This window comes from Mesorhizobium tianshanense, assembly GCF_007830515.1.
In the GTDB taxonomy this organism is placed as follows: Bacteria; Pseudomonadota; Alphaproteobacteria; order Rhizobiales; family Rhizobiaceae; genus Mesorhizobium; species Mesorhizobium tianshanense.
In genome coordinates this window covers 21,075-35,102 of the sequence record NZ_VLKT01000004.1, presented here as the reverse complement: position 1 = coordinate 35,102, position 14,028 = coordinate 21,075, and the positions used below count along the sequence as shown (strand labels likewise).

Genomic DNA, 14,028 nt, shown 5'->3' with positions numbered 1-14,028 from the left:
CTACTCGGCGGGCTCGCGCCTGAATTCCCGGAATGCAGCAAAGGGCGAGCCCTCTATCAGGTAGGCAAGCCCCATCCGCGCGCCAATTCCAATCGAAACGAGAACCACCGGAGCCGAGATCGCCAACGCCGAGACGGCGCTCACGCCCTGCCCAATGGTGCAGCCCATCGCGAAAACGCCGCCCACACCCATGAGAAATCCTCCGGCCAGATGGCGGCCCAATTCCCGCGCGTCGTCGCAGGCCTCCCAGCGCACATCCTTTCGTCCAAAGGCACAGGCTGCTGCTCCAAGAACCACGCCGACCACAAGTCCGACACCGTAATCGGGGAATTCGCCGGTGAAGGTAATGAGCTGGAGGATGGTGTCGGCGACCGGCACGACGAAGGAACCGGCCTCGATTTGCACGGGCTCGAAGGCGTGACGCGCGGCATAGGTTGTGGCAGCCCAGCCGAATGCAATCGCTGCGCCGATGATCGTGCCGACCGCGATACTGCCCCATTTCGATCGATACCCCCCGTCGCGGAAGACCCACCAGAGCATGCCCAGTGCGACCAACAACGCTACGAGCCAACGGACGTCGGCTCCCACGGCGGCGGAGGCGATTGATGCAAGCGACTGGCCACCAATCCCCGACATGTCGATGCCGAGGCTGTCGACGATCGGCACCCGCGCTTGCGCGATCAGACCCTTCTGCGCCGCCAGCGCCGATACACCGAGCATCGAGAGCACCACAATCGAGCGCAGACTTCCGCCTCCGGTGCGGACAAGCGCACCAAAGCCGCATGTGCCGACTAATGCCATGCCAAAGCCGAAGGCGAGCCCACCGAGCACGTAGCCGGTCCAGACGAAATCCGACGCGAGATAGAAACTCGCGCCGATATCGGCGTAACCGGCGGCAGCCAGGATCTGCGTCAGGGCAAGGGCCACTGCCGCGGCCAAAACCCAGGTTCGCAGGCCAGCACTATCGCCCGCATACCAGTGGCGTTCCAGCGCCGACATGGTGCAGAAATGCTCCCGCCGCGCGAAATAGCCCATCACCGCCCCGGCGGCGAGCCCGGCGAGCGGCAAGAACCATGGCGAGGTCGCCAGTTCCATTGTCTCCTCCCTGGCGCAATAGCCTTCCAGCTACTCCACGCCGGTAACCGAAGCGGCGCGATCGCCGCGTTGCCCCGGACTCCTCACCGGAGCGCAAAACAGATCGTAAAGCGCCCCGATGACCGAAGCCACTTCACGGCTCGCTATCGAGTAATAAATGGCGCGACCGTCGCGGCGCGTGTTCACCAGACCATCTAATCGAAGCCTGGCGAGTTGCTGCGACACCGTCGCCTGCGGCATGCGCATGATGTCCTCGAGCTCCGAGACGGATCGCTCACCTTCTGCCAGCAGGCAAAGGATAAGAAGGCGGCTCTCATGCGACAACGCCTTGAGCAGATCGCTTGCCTTGCGGGCCTGCTCCAGCAGCTCGTTAAAATCGGCAGGCGATTGGCTTTCACTGAGTTTTGGAAGCATCATCTATCAATTCGTATTCTCTTGCGGCAGATTTGCGAGAAGCTCGCCGACACGATACCAGAAAAACACATCGCCTACATAGCCGCGCAGCCTGCCGACTTCCGTACCTTCATGAAGGAGCACGAAGGTCGGCGTGAAGCGTTCCCTGTGAATGCCCGCCAGGTCCTGTGGCCACGGTTCGGTAATGTCCACCCGGCGAAGCGGCGCTCGGCGCCCTTCGGCTGTCTTGGCCCACGCCGGCGCAATTTCGGCATCGAAACGGGCGCACCAGACGCAGCCCGGCTGCTCCATCATCAGCAACTCGGCGGCCTCGGCCTTGACAGTCACTCGCGCCAGCGCCATGGCGCCAATCGCGGCCGCGACAATGCGCGCCATGTTCGATCTCCAATCCATCATTTGCAATATATATAAAAATCTGAATATTACCAGCGGAGCGGTGGCCGGAGGATGGCGCCCTGTCAACGGCAGCGGTGGTGGGCTCGAAAATGCTGGATATCAGTCTCGGCGGCGCGTTCCTGGCGGGGCTTTTGTCCTTCGTGTCGCCCTGCGTGCTGCCGATCGTTCCCCCCTATCTTGCCTGGCTGGCGGGTGTCAGCTTCGAGCAGCTTCGCGCGGAACAGCCCAACGCGGCTCAGCGCCAGCGTGTCGTTTTCGCCGCGCTGACCTTCGTGCTCGGTTTCAGCACGGTTTTTGTCGCCCTTGGCGCGACAGCGAGCGTCATCGGCCGGGCGATCGCACAGTATTTTGACGTGCTGTCGGTCGTCGCCGGGGTCATCATCATACTTATGGGGCTGCATTTCCTTGGGGTTTTCCGTCTCGCGCTGCTCTATCGCGAGGCGCGGGTGCAGATTGTCCGCAGGCCAGCGGGATTTCTAGGCGCCTACGTCATCGGACTAGCCTTCGCTTTCGGCTGGACCCCTTGCGCTGGACCCGTGCTGGCGGCAATCCTTTTCGTGGCTGGATCGGAAGGAACGGCGGCGCAAGGCGCCCTTTTGCTCGCCCTCTACTCATCTGGAATCGGGCTTCCGTTCCTGCTGGCCGCGCTGTTTGCCAGCCGTTTCCTGAACTGGGCCGCCAGGCTCAAGCGGCACATGCGCAAGGTCGAGATGGCGATGGGAGCGCTATTGGTCGTTACCGGCGTGCTGTTCATAACAGGACAGATGTCGACGATGGCCTATTGGCTGCTCGAGACATTTCCGGCGTTCCAATCGGTAGGGTAGGAGGACAAAATGCTAAGGATCGTGCTTCTGTTTCTGGCACTTGGCTGGAACCCGGTGGCTGGCGCCGCGGAAATGGGCGACGACGGCCTTCACAAGGAGGACTGGTTTTCGATCACTTTCCGCGACGTCGCCGAGGACATTGTCGCCGCAAAGGGGGAGGGCAAGCGCCTCGTCATTATCTTCGAGCAGCGCGGGTGCATCTACTGCCGCGAAATGCACGAGAAGCTCCTCGCCGATCCCGAGGTGCGCGACTTCATCAAGGCGAATTTCAAGGTTGTCCAGTACAATATGTTCGGCGACGAGGAAGTGACCGATCTCGACGGCGAAATGCTCACGGAAAAGACTGCCGCACGCAAATGGGGGTACGTCTTCACGCCGACGATCGTGTTCCTGCCGGAAGAAGCGCCGCAGCACGTAAGCGTTCGCGACGCCGCCGTCGCCACGATGCCAGGCGCCTTCGGCAAATGGACCTTTCTCAACATGTTCCGCTGGGTGCACGAGAAGGGCTACCAAAAAGATGAGCATTTTCAGACCTATCACGCCCGCGTCATTCAGGAGATGCGGGCTGCGGGGCGCCTGGATGCAGAATGAATCGCGTTGTGCATCGCGACATATTCAAAAAATCATATTTTTCGATTGATCGCGAGCGAAACTGTGAGTAACAGTGCTCTCGGAGGCGGCCGGCTGATCGGCCGAATGAAGTGGAGGAACCGCAGGCATGAGGCTGACAGGGGTGGCAACCTTGGTCACGGCGGTCTGTTTCGGTTGGGCCGCCGAGGCCGCCGAAGTGGCACCGGATCAGGTTAAGTTCGAAGACAACATGGTTGCGGCCTCGCTCACCGATGCGCCGGGCAACCCGGAGGAGGGGGTCAAGGTGTTCGTCAATCGGGGCCTTGGCAATTGCCTTGCCTGTCATGTGGTCAAGTCGCTCAGCAAGGAACAGTTCCACGGAAACGTTGCGCCGGCCCTCGATGGCGCAGCGAGCCGCTGGAAGATGGAAGAGCTTAGGGCCATCGTCGCGGATTCAAAGAAGGTCTTCGGCGAGCAGACCGTCATGCCCGGGTTCTACTCGTTGGAAATCGGGGACAATGTACGCAAGGATCTGGTGGGCAAGCCCATCCTGACCGCGCAACAGGTCGAGGACGTCGTCGCCTACCTGGCGACACTCAAGGAATAGCTCCGGCTAAGTTTAGGAGACATCGATGAAACTCGATAGAAGACAGGCTCTTGTGTTGACCGGCAGCGCCGCGTTCATCGCAATGGCGGGACTTGGCGTAGGCCCTGCGGCCGCCGCTGCGGAAGATACCGAGAAAAAGATCATGGATTTCACCGGCGGCAAGGCGCCCGAGTCAGGCAAGATCTCCCTGACCGCACCGGAAATCGCCGAGAACGGCAACACTGTTCCCATCACGGTCGAGGTGGAGAGCGCCATGACCGGTGATGACATGGTTCAGTCGGTTCTTATCCTTGCCGACGGAAATCCCAACCCGGAAGTCGCAACGTTCAATTTTACCGCACTGAGTGGGACCGCGGCTGCCACCACCCGCATGCGCCTTGCCAAGACGCAGAGTGTGATCGCCGTCGCCAAGATGGCGGACGGTTCCGTGTTCATGGACAAGAAGGAAGTCAAGGTCACCATCGGCGGCTGCGGCGGCTGAGGTCACGAGGAGTGTAAGAACATGGCAACATCAAAGCCACGCGTCAAAGTTCCAAAGACGGCAAGTGCCGGCGAGACGGTCGTCATCAAGACGCTGATCAGCCACGAAATGGAGTCTGGCCAGCGCAAGGACAAGGACGGCAACGTCATTCCGCGCAAGATCATCAACAGGTTCACCTGCGAGTTCAACGGCCAGCCGGTGTTCTCTTGCGATATCGATCCGGCGATCTCGGCCAACCCCTATTTCGAGTTCAGCGCCAAGGTGCCGGAGAGCGGGACGTTCAAGTTCACCTGGGTGGACGACGACGGCTCGACCTACACCGACGAGCAGAAGATCGAAGTGAAGTGATCGGGGCGGCGGGGGGAGCGCCACCGATTCCGCAATAAAGGTGGGAGGAGGCAGGTCTTGAAAAGAATTGTTTTGGCGGCTTTGGCAGCCGTGGCGGCGATGTCCGGTTCTGCTTTCACCGCGGCGGCGGACCCCGTCGACGACAAGCTGGTGATAGACGACAAGGAGATGATCATCCGGGCGCCTGCGCCGGAAGGGCACCCCTTCGAGGAAGTGATGTCTGGCTGGCTCTTCCGCGAAGCGGAAACACGCGCCACCGAGGCGGATTCCTTTGCCAACCCCGGCATGCTTGCAGTGGAGCAGGGTGAGGAGATCTGGAATACCGTGGAAGGGTCGGCGGGCAAGTCCTGCGCTTCCTGCCACAACGATGCTGCCGAGAGCATGAAGTCGGCCGGAGCGAGCTTTCCGAAATGGGATCCGGACTCGAAGAAGCCGATCAATGTCGAGCTGCAGATCGACAAATGCCGGGTCAAGAACATGGGCGCCGAGCCCTATAAGTTCGATGCGCCCGAGCAGGTGGCGCTTACCACATACATCAAGCATCAGTCGTTGGGCCAGCCGGTGAAGCTCGACCTGGCCTCAGGCGAGATGCAAAGTTGGTTCGACAAGGGCAAGGACAATTACTACAACCGAACTGGCCAGCTGAATTTCTCGTGCTCGTCTTGCCACGAGGCGAGCATGGGGAAGTACATTCGCGCCGATCATCTGAGCCAGGGACAGGCCAACGGCTTTCCGACCTACCGCTTCAATACGGGCGGTATGGTCTCGCTACACAACCGGTTCCGCGGCTGTATCCGAGATACGCGCGCTGAAATGCCGAAGGCCTTTTCCGATGAGCTGATGGCGCTGGAAGTCTATGTGACCTGGCGCGGCACCGGCCTGTCCGTCGAGACCCCAGCTGTAAGGCAGTAAATCTTTGCGGTGCCTTCGGGTACCGCCTGCACCCGAAACGGTGTTCGGATCCGGCTCTCGAGGCGCGGCGGCACCCTTGCGTATTGGAGGTAGGCATATGCTTTCCCGTCGCGAATTTCTTATGGCTACCGCCGCCCTGTCGGCAATTACCGGTCCGGGACTGGTCGGCAAATGGTCCCGCGCGGCAGCGCAGCAGGCGTTGAGCGAAGACGTCCTGCTCGAGTTCGAGCCGTTCGGCAATCTGACGCTGGTCCACATCACCGACATCCATGCGCAACTGATGCCGGTCTATTTCCGCGAGCCTTCAATCAATTTGGGCGCTGGCGCGGCAGCGGGCCTGCCGCCACATGTCAGCGGGTCCGATTTCCTCAAGCTCTATAAAATCGAGCCGGGATCGCCCCACGCTTATACGCTGACGTCGGAGGATTTTGCCGCCCTTGCCAAGACCTACGGCAAGATGGGTGGCCTCGACCGGATCGCGACGATCATCAAGCGCATCCGCTCAGCGCGCGGCGATAACATGCTGCTGCTGGACGGCGGCGACACCTGGCAAGGCAGCTATACCTCGCTTAAGACCAAAGGCCAGGACATGGTCGATGCGTTCAACGCGCTCGCACCCGACGCCATGACCGGCCACTGGGAATTCACCTATGGCGCCGATCGCGTGCAGGAGATCATTGAGGGGCTTTCCTTTCCGTTCCTCGGCGGCAACATCTACGATGCCGAATGGAACGAACCGGCGTTCGACGCCTACAAAATGTTCGAAAAAGGCGGAGTGAAGATCGCCGTCCTTGGCCAGGCCTTTCCGTATACGCCCATCGCCAATCCGCGCTGGATGTTCCCCAACTGGTCATTCGGCATCCGTGAAGAAGATGTTGCCAAGAACGTCGAGTCGGCTCGCGCCGAAGGTGCGGAATTGGTGGTTCTACTCTCACACAATGGCTTCGATGTCGACCGCGCGATGGCATCCCGCATTGAGGGGATCGATGTCATCTTAACTGGTCATACACACGACGCACTTCCCGAGCCGGTTCTGGTTGGTAAGACGCTGCTGATCGCCTCGGGCTCTCACGGTAAGTTCTTGTCACGGCTTGATCTGGACGTCCGTGGTGGTGAGGTGAAGGGCTTCCGCCACCGGCTGATTCCGGTATTCTCCGACGTGATCACGCCCGATGCCGACATGACCAAGCTCGTGGCCGATCTGCGGGCGCCTTACGAGGCGGAGCTGAAGCGGGAACTGGCAACGACGCAAGGGCTGCTCTACCGCCGCGGCAACTTCAACGGCACATTCGATGATCTGATCTGTCAGGCGCTGCTTGAAGTGCGGGAAGCTGACATCGCGCTCTCCCCCGGCTTCAGGTGGGGCACCTCGGTGCTGCCGGGACAGGCGATTACAGTGGAGGATCTACACAACGCCTGCGCGATGACCTACCCTGCAGCCTATCGCTCGACGATGACGGGGCAGATGCTCAAGGACATCCTCGAGGACGTTGCTGACAACCTGTTCAACAAGGACCCCTATTACCAGCAGGGTGGCGACATGGTTCGCGTCGGCGGCATGGGCTACGCCATTGATCCCGAAGGCGCCATGGGGTCGCGTGTCTCGAAGATGACGCTGCTGAAGACGGGCGAGGCGATCGATTCTGCCAAGGAATATGCCGTCGCCGGTTGGGCTTCGGTGAATGAGGCCACTGAAGGGCCGCCGATCTGGGAGGTCGTCGAAACCTATCTGACGAGCCACAAGGTGGTAACGCCGGAAGAGAACCGTTCCGTTGAAATCATCGGCTAGGCAATAAGGTGCACTGTCCGGTTGCATGCCGGGGCATGCCCTGATACATAGAAAAATTCATATATATCTACCAATGCGGTTCGCGGAGGAACGCATGACAGACCGAACGGAATCTCAAGCCTCGTCGCGGAGGCAATTCCTCAAATCCAGCCTGCTGGGCGGGGTAGCGATTGCGGGGGCGGCAGCGAGCGGTCGTGCCGCGGCAGCGGGCGAGCCGCTAATCACCGAAGTTCAGGAGTGGAACCAGTACCCAGGAGAGGGCGTAGGCACGCGACCGTACGGCCAGCCGTCGCAGTTCGAGCAGCACGTCGTGCGCAAGACAGTTCCCTGGCTCACCGCCGATGCGATCTCCTCCGTCAGCTTCACTCCGCTTCACGAGCTTGACGGTATCATCACACCCAGCGGCCTTTGTTTCGAGCGGCATCACGGCGGTATCGCCGAGATCAATTCGACCGATCATCGCCTGATGATCAATGGTCTGGTTGAGAAGCAGCTGGTCTTCACCATGGCCGACCTAAAGCGCTTCCCACGGGAAAACCGTGTCTACTTCCTCGAATGCGCCGCCAACTCCGGCATGGAATGGCGCGGGGCCCAGCTCAACGGCGTCCAGTTCACGCATGGCATGCTCCACTGCGTGATGCACACGGGCGTGAGGCTGAAGCATCTGCTTGATGAAGCGGGCCTGCGAACCTCCGGAAAGTGGATCCTCGCGGAAGGCGCCGACGCCTCGGCGATGACACGGTCAATTCCGATCGAGAAAGCTCTCGACGACTGCATCGTCGCTTTCGCAATGAACGGTGAGGCGCTTCGGCCGGAACAGGGTTATCCGCTGCGTCTCGTCGTTCCTGGCTGGGAAGGCAATATGTGGGTCAAATGGCTGCGCCGCCTCGAAGTCGGCGATCAGCCTTGGCAGCAGCGCGAAGAGACGTCGAAGTACACCGATCTCCTGCCGAACGGAAAGGCACGCCGCTTCACCTTCTCCATGGACGTGAAATCGGTGATCACCAATCCCAGCCCCCAGTCACCGATCACGCACGGCAAGGGTCACACGGTGCTTACCGGACTTGCCTGGTCGGGAGCTGGCGCTATCAGCCGGGTCGACATCTCAATTGACGGCGGTCGCAACTGGAAGACGGCGCGTCTCGATGGACCGAGTTTCTCCAAGGCGCTGCACCGCTTCTACCATGAGTTCGATTGGGACGGCTCCGAACTCTTCCTGCAGTCGCGCGCGATGGATGATCAAGGCTTCATCCAGCCCACCAAGGATGAGCTGCGGTCCGTGCGTGGTGCGAACTCGATCTATCACAACAATGGGATCCAGACCTGGCATGTCGGAAAAGACGGAGTGGTCGAGAATGTCGAAATATCGTGAGGTTCTCGCCGCCGGCCTGCTTGGCCTTCTGGCATCGGCTGGTTCCGCCTCGCCGCAAGATGCGGCTGCTGGTGAAAAGGTTTTTGCCAAATGCAAAGCATGTCACGCAGTCGGTGGCGGCGCTAAACATCGCGTAGGCCCACATCTGAACGGTCTCATCGGCCGCACTGCGGGCACTGCGGAGGGTTTTAGGTACTCGCCGGCGATGATGAAGGCGGGCGAGGGGGGCCTCGTCTGGAGCGAAGGAACGCTCAAGCCCTATCTCGTCGACCCAAAAAAGATCGTCAAAGGTACCAAGATGGCCTTCGCCGGCCTGAAGCAAGACGCCGATGTGGCGAATGTGATCGCCTATCTCGCGTCCTTCTCGCAGGGCGGAGCCGAAAAGAAGGCGCAAGCCGCTCCCGCTGCCGCGCAGCCGCCCTCGCAGGAAAAGACCGCATCCACCAAACCCATGGTACCGGCTCCGGCGCAACAGCCGGGTGTCGCGGTCGAACCGGCGGAGCAGACAATTGAACAAGTGTCCTCTTCATCGGCCGAGCAGCCCGTCGCGGCAGCGGCGAAGAGCGCTGGGGCGCAACCGTCGCAAGCCGTTGGCGATGGCGTTGTCCTAAAGCTCGGCCGCACGGCGACCGAGGACGAAATCGCCGCATGGGACATCGATGTCCGTCCTGACGGCGTCGGCCTGCCCGTCGGGCATGGGACGGTCAGCCAAGGCGAACAGATATTCGACGAGAAGTGCGCGTCCTGCCACGGCGACTTCGGCGAAGCCGTCGGGCGCTGGCCGGTTCTTGCCGGTGGCCAAGGCACGCTGCAGAACGACAGGCCGGAGAAAACAATCGGCTCCTACTGGCCGTATCTTTCGACGGTCTATGACTATGTTCGGCGGGCAATGCCGTTCACCAACCCACGCTCGTTGTCGAACGACGAGGTCTACGCGCTTACTGCTTATGTCCTGTACCTGAACGATGTCGTGCAAGACGACACGTTCGAGCTCTCGAATGAGAACTTCACGGCTGTGCGTCTTCCCAATGAGGCGAATTTTACCCAGGATGATCGCCTGTCAGAGCCGCACTATGCCAACAGGAGAGACCCTTGCATGTCGAGTTGCGTCCCTGGCAAGGCGCAGATCACCACGCATGCGGCCGTACTTGACGTCACGCCGGAGGATGCCGGGACGGACGACAGCGAAGCGCCCGCCGCCGGCATAGAATGACCGGCCTTGGCGCCAGGAAACGTCACTCGGCCGGAACGAAGGGTGTGCTTTCGCGCGCTTCACGCCCGCCGTCAATAACTCGGTCGGCGACAGCTGCGGCAACTACCATTGACAGAATCGCAACGAGCGGGGTTACGGCAAGCACGGAACCGCCGGTAAATCCCGCGCCGATCGTGCACCCCGCGGCGAGGATACCGCCGAATCCCATGAGTGTGGAACCGGCGGCATAGCGAAGGATGGACGGAGTTCCCGGTTCCGAGAAGGTGGCGATCCGGAATTGCCGGGTGAACACCGACGCAAGCAAAGCGCCGACGACTGCTCCCAAAAGAAGACCCTGGTCCATACCCAGGCCGCCTTCGCTACCGAACCAGAACGAAGAGGTTGTCGCGAGCGGCCTTATGAAGGAGAGGCTTTCTGCTTGGATCGGCTCAAATACCTGTGTTGAAAGCTGATAAGTGAAATACCAGCCTGCGGCTACCGTCGCTCCGACGCCGATTCCGCCGGCCAGCCGCCAAACCGGCGTTCTCGTCCACATCGCTTGTACCAAGGCGGCCAAGAAGGCTAGGCCGCCGACAATTACTCCCGCGGACTGACTGAGCCCAAGATGGGCCAAGAGCTCGTTTCCGCCGATATCGGCCGTGTTGACAATCCCACTGACGCCTTCGCGCACGGGAACGAGAAATCCGCTGTAAGTTGCCAGGCCGACAGCCGCGATAACGACGACGCAGAAGAAGGCGCGAAGGTTGCCCGACGCGCTCAGGACCAGCAGTCGCGATACACATCCGCGCGCCAGCACCATGCCGACACCGAAAAGCAGACCGCCGACAGCCGCACCGGAAAGGCTCTGAGGCGTGGCGAAAAACCGCGTCTCGGCCACGTCAACGAGTCCGTAGTAACTCGAAAGCTGGACTGCGAGCAATGCTGTTGCCAGACCCGCCAGCCAAGTGGCCAGCGCTACACCGTCGCGCTTTTGCGTCAGGTCCAGAACAGCCGATCGGGTGCAAAAGCTGCTGCGTTGCGCAAGGAAACCGAACGTCATCCCCAGCAACGCTCCGCCTGCAACGGCGGTGCCGGGCTCGCCCACCGCATCGATGAGGGGCACAAGATCCATCCAAAATACCTCGGCCAGTTCTCACGGATTTTACCGACACACGCCTTCCCCCGCCTGGTCAGCGGTTCCATGCTTCTGGCGAGCCAAGCAAAACCTTGCCTTCGCAGCGCGAACACGAAGAAAGGTATTCCTTTGAGGTAGCGATCGAGGATTGGCCAATAGTCCTGTCGGAATCCAGTTGGCGGAAAGGCCTCAGATGCGCTTTACTGCCTCGGCCAGCATATCGCGGACCTGGCCCGCGACGCGGGTGAGTTCCTGGTTGTCGATCGCGGCCATGGAAGCCACGGGGTCGATAGCGCTCACCTCCACCGCATCCGAGACTTGTCGGACGATGACGTTGCAGGGCAGCATGGCTCCCACTCGCGGTTCCATTGCAATGGCCTGATGGGCCATCTTCGGATTGCAGGCGCCCAATATGAGATAGGGATCCATGTCGACGTCTAGCTTCTTCTTCATTGTCGCCTTTACGTCGATTTCAGTCAGCACGCCGAAACCCTGATCCGCCAGCGCCGCGCGGGTCCTGTCGACGACGTCATCGAAGCTGGCGCTGTCGAACTTGCGGTTGATGGTGTAAGTCATGGAAACTCCTGTTTTACCGATCAACGACAGGATGCGGAAAGCGTTCCCAAGGTGTGTAGGAACGCTCACAGCGTCGCTATTATGTTCGAGCTTGCTGTGACCTGATCCTCGCCGTCTTCGTCTGCGGATCGCAATAGATGCCGTAGAGCGTCTGCAGGATACGCTCGACCTCGACCGAAGCCAGCCGATAGTAAACCTGCTGGGCATCGCGACGGGTATCGACCAGCTTCAGCGCCCGCAGCTTCGCCAATTGCTGCGAGAGCGCCGACTGGTTCATCGCGACCAGTTCCGCCAGTTCGTTGACACTCGTCTCGCCTTCCAGCAGATGGCACAGGATCATCAGGCGCTTCTCGTTGGCCATCGCCGCGAGCAGTTCGGACGCTTCGCGCGCCATCTCGTCCAATTCAGTGAGTTTTATATTGCGCATATGAACACATTATCATATTAAGAGTTACAAACAATATTAGTGTGACGCTGGCGCCTGTCAAGCCGATGGATCGATACCGCACGGCAGATCCAGGCAGCACGCTTGTTTGACACGCGTCAATTCGCAGCCGGCCGGATTGGCGCAGGATTGGACAAGGCGGCGTTGGAAACAGGAGTGTCGGCTTCGCGTTGCAAACGACGCCGCAAAGGAGGAAAGAGCATGGCGCATGTAGTCGTCTTGGGTGCCGGACTGGGAGGCACCATCATGGCCTATGAGCTTCGCGACGAGTTGGCGAAGGAACATAAGATTTCGGTCGTCAACAACGGCAGCCACTACTCGTTCGTGCCATCCAATCCCTGGGTTGCCGTCGGCTGGCGCGAAAAAGAGGCGGTCGAAGTCGACCTCGCTCCCGTCTTGGCGCGCCGCGGCATTGCATTTCATCCGCAAGGAGCCAGGCGCATTCATCCGGGCGATCGCGCCATCGAACTCAATGACGGGGGTAGGGTGTCATACGACTATCTGGTGATCGCGACGGGCCCCGAACTCGCCTTCGACGAGATCGACGGCCTCGGCCCGGAGCACAACACGCAATCGGTCTGCCATATCGATCACGCCCTCAAGGCGAAGGCGGCCTTCGACGCGCTCGTTGCCAAGCCGGGCCCGGTCGTCATCGGCGCGGTCCAGGGCGCTTCATGCTTCGGGCCGGCCTACGAATTCACCTTCATCCTCGACAAGGCGCTGCGTGACGCCAAGGTGCGTGATCGCGTTCCCATGACCTTCGTCACCTCGGAACCCTATATCGGTCATCTCGGTCTCGACGGCGTCGGCGACACCAAGGGCCTGCTCGAGAGCGAGATGCGCCAGCACCACATCAAGTGGATCTGCAACGCCAAGGTCGACAAGGTCGAGCCGGGCAAGATGTTCGTGTCGGAGATCGCAGAAGACGGTTCGGTCAAGCAGGCGCACGAACTGCCGCAAGTCTATGCGATGATGCTGCCGGCATTCCGCGGCGTGGAGGCGGTGCGCGCCATCGAAGGCCTCACCAACCCGCGCGGCTTCATCCTCGTCGACAAGCACCAGCGCAATCCTGCCTTCCCCGAGATATTCGCGGTTGGCGTCTGCGTCGCCATTCCGCCTGTCGGCAAGACGCCGGTTCCGGTGGGCGTCCCGAAGACCGGCTTCATGATCGAATCCATGGTCACGGCGACGGCCCGCAACATCGGCCGGCTGGTGAAGGGGATGCAACCCGACGCACAGGGAACATGGAACGCGGTCTGCCTCGCCGATTTCGGCGATTCCGGCGTTGCCTTCGTGGCGCAGCCGCAAATTCCGCCGCGCAACGTCAACTGGTCATCCTCCGGCAAATGGGTGCACACCGCCAAGGTCGGTTTCGAGAAGTATTTCCTCCACAAGATTAGGTCAGGAAAGTCCGAGCCCTTCTATGAACGCCTGGCGCTGCAGGTGCTCGGCATCGACAAGCTCAAGGAAATCAAGATCGAGGCGGACACGGGCGCGCCCGGTGCCTGATGATCGAGACCAGCAGGCGCAGCCGGCTTTTCGCTTAACGGTGACGGGCGGGGCTGGAACGGCCGGCAGCGGCGGACGACGAAATCGATACCGCCTCTTGCGGCGAGCGGAAGCATTATTATATTTAGATATGATCATATACAAATGGAGATGACAATGTCACTTGACCGTTCCGTTCTTGCGTTCGCAGGCTTCATGGTACTGCTGTCCGTCGTGCTCACCGTCTGGGTTTCGCCGCTGTTTGTCTGGCTGACGGTCTTCGTCGGACTCAACATGCTGCAGTCAGCGTTCACCGGCTTCTGCCCGGCGGCGATGATCTTCCGCAAGCTCGGCATCAAGCCGGGATGCGCATTCTAGGAGCAG

Annotated in this window: 17 protein-coding genes; 11 read left to right on the top strand and 6 right to left on the bottom strand. The window is 60.7% G+C overall.

Translation table 11 applies throughout. The features are described from left to right. Genes IQ26_RS04040 through IQ26_RS04030 form a run of 3 tightly spaced genes read right to left on the bottom strand, consistent with a single transcriptional unit; the run spans position 1 to position 1,884 of the window. On the bottom strand, positions 1-1,095 hold the full coding sequence (locus IQ26_RS04040; RefSeq protein ID WP_145713894.1) for a YeeE/YedE family protein: 1,095 nt from the start codon (positions 1,093-1,095) through the stop codon (positions 1-3). Positions 1,096-1,125: 30 nt separating this feature from the next. Next, a complete protein-coding gene (locus IQ26_RS04035; protein WP_145713891.1) occupies positions 1,126-1,512 on the bottom strand; it encodes an ArsR/SmtB family transcription factor in 387 nt (128 codons plus the stop codon). 3 nt (positions 1,513-1,515) lie between these two features. Then, the gene (locus IQ26_RS04030) at positions 1,516-1,884 is read right to left on the bottom strand and encodes a thioredoxin domain-containing protein (protein WP_167522661.1); all 369 of its coding nucleotides are present in this window, start codon (positions 1,882-1,884) and stop codon (positions 1,516-1,518) included. Between the two features lie 110 nt (positions 1,885-1,994). On the opposite strand from IQ26_RS04030, the gene IQ26_RS04025 reads away from it, so the two are divergent. The 9 genes from IQ26_RS04025 to IQ26_RS03985 all read left to right on the top strand — a co-directional run bounded on the left by IQ26_RS04025 (position 1,995) and on the right by IQ26_RS03985 (position 10,021). Next, positions 1,995-2,729 carry a cytochrome c biogenesis CcdA family protein gene (locus IQ26_RS04025; protein WP_145713888.1) on the top strand — a complete coding sequence of 245 codons (735 nt, stop codon included), beginning with the start codon at positions 1,995-1,997 and terminating at the stop codon, positions 2,727-2,729. Positions 2,730-2,738: 9 nt separating this feature from the next. Next, the gene (locus tag IQ26_RS04020; protein WP_145713885.1) at positions 2,739-3,320 is read left to right on the top strand and encodes a SoxW family protein; all 582 of its coding nucleotides are present in this window, start codon (positions 2,739-2,741) and stop codon (positions 3,318-3,320) included. 127 nt (positions 3,321-3,447) lie between these two features. Then, positions 3,448-3,906: a sulfur oxidation c-type cytochrome SoxX gene (soxX, locus tag IQ26_RS04015; protein ID WP_145713882.1), complete on the top strand. Its 459-nt coding sequence runs from the start codon at positions 3,448-3,450 to the stop codon at positions 3,904-3,906. Between the two features lie 25 nt (positions 3,907-3,931). Continuing rightward, on the top strand, positions 3,932-4,387 hold the full coding sequence (gene soxY, locus IQ26_RS04010) for a thiosulfate oxidation carrier protein SoxY (protein ID WP_145713879.1): 456 nt from the start codon (positions 3,932-3,934) through the stop codon (positions 4,385-4,387). 21 nt (positions 4,388-4,408) lie between these two features. After that, positions 4,409-4,735, top strand: coding sequence for a thiosulfate oxidation carrier complex protein SoxZ (gene soxZ / locus IQ26_RS04005; protein ID WP_145713876.1), 327 nt, complete (start codon positions 4,409-4,411; stop codon positions 4,733-4,735). A gap of 99 nt (positions 4,736-4,834) precedes the next feature. Next, complete coding sequence (gene soxA, locus IQ26_RS04000; RefSeq protein WP_145714476.1) at positions 4,835-5,647, top strand: sulfur oxidation c-type cytochrome SoxA; 813 nt, start codon at positions 4,835-4,837, stop codon at positions 5,645-5,647. A gap of 97 nt (positions 5,648-5,744) precedes the next feature. Continuing rightward, positions 5,745-7,436, top strand: coding sequence for a thiosulfohydrolase SoxB (gene soxB / locus IQ26_RS03995; protein ID WP_145713873.1), 1,692 nt, complete (start codon positions 5,745-5,747; stop codon positions 7,434-7,436). A gap of 94 nt (positions 7,437-7,530) precedes the next feature. Continuing rightward, complete coding sequence (soxC, locus tag IQ26_RS03990) at positions 7,531-8,808, top strand: sulfite dehydrogenase (RefSeq protein ID WP_145713870.1); 1,278 nt, start codon at positions 7,531-7,533, stop codon at positions 8,806-8,808. After that, complete coding sequence (locus IQ26_RS03985; protein WP_145713866.1) at positions 8,792-10,021, top strand: c-type cytochrome; 1,230 nt, start codon at positions 8,792-8,794, stop codon at positions 10,019-10,021. Before soxC ends, IQ26_RS03985 begins: the two co-directional genes overlap by 17 nt. A gap of 22 nt (positions 10,022-10,043) precedes the next feature. Here the strand turns inward: IQ26_RS03985 and IQ26_RS03980 are convergent, their stop codons facing one another. The 3 genes from IQ26_RS03980 to IQ26_RS03970 all read right to left on the bottom strand — a co-directional run bounded on the left by IQ26_RS03980 (position 10,044) and on the right by IQ26_RS03970 (position 12,138). Next, the gene (locus IQ26_RS03980) at positions 10,044-11,132 is read right to left on the bottom strand and encodes a YeeE/YedE family protein (RefSeq protein WP_145713863.1); all 1,089 of its coding nucleotides are present in this window, start codon (positions 11,130-11,132) and stop codon (positions 10,044-10,046) included. Positions 11,133-11,324: 192 nt separating this feature from the next. Then, positions 11,325-11,711, bottom strand: coding sequence for a DUF302 domain-containing protein (locus IQ26_RS03975; protein WP_145713859.1), 387 nt, complete (start codon positions 11,709-11,711; stop codon positions 11,325-11,327). A gap of 79 nt (positions 11,712-11,790) precedes the next feature. Further along, positions 11,791-12,138, bottom strand: coding sequence for an ArsR/SmtB family transcription factor (locus IQ26_RS03970; protein ID WP_145713856.1), 348 nt, complete (start codon positions 12,136-12,138; stop codon positions 11,791-11,793). A 219-nt stretch (positions 12,139-12,357) separates the two neighbouring features. Here IQ26_RS03970 and IQ26_RS03965 point away from each other — a divergent pair, with 219 nt between their 5' ends. Together IQ26_RS03965 and IQ26_RS03960 are read left to right on the top strand one after the other, a co-directional pair. Next, positions 12,358-13,665, top strand: a complete 1,308-nt coding sequence (locus IQ26_RS03965) for an NAD(P)/FAD-dependent oxidoreductase (RefSeq protein WP_145713853.1) — start codon at positions 12,358-12,360, stop codon at positions 13,663-13,665. A 156-nt stretch (positions 13,666-13,821) separates the two neighbouring features. Further along, complete coding sequence (locus tag IQ26_RS03960) at positions 13,822-14,022, top strand: YgaP family membrane protein (RefSeq protein WP_126040209.1); 201 nt, start codon at positions 13,822-13,824, stop codon at positions 14,020-14,022. Positions 14,023-14,028: the final 6 nt, after the last annotated feature.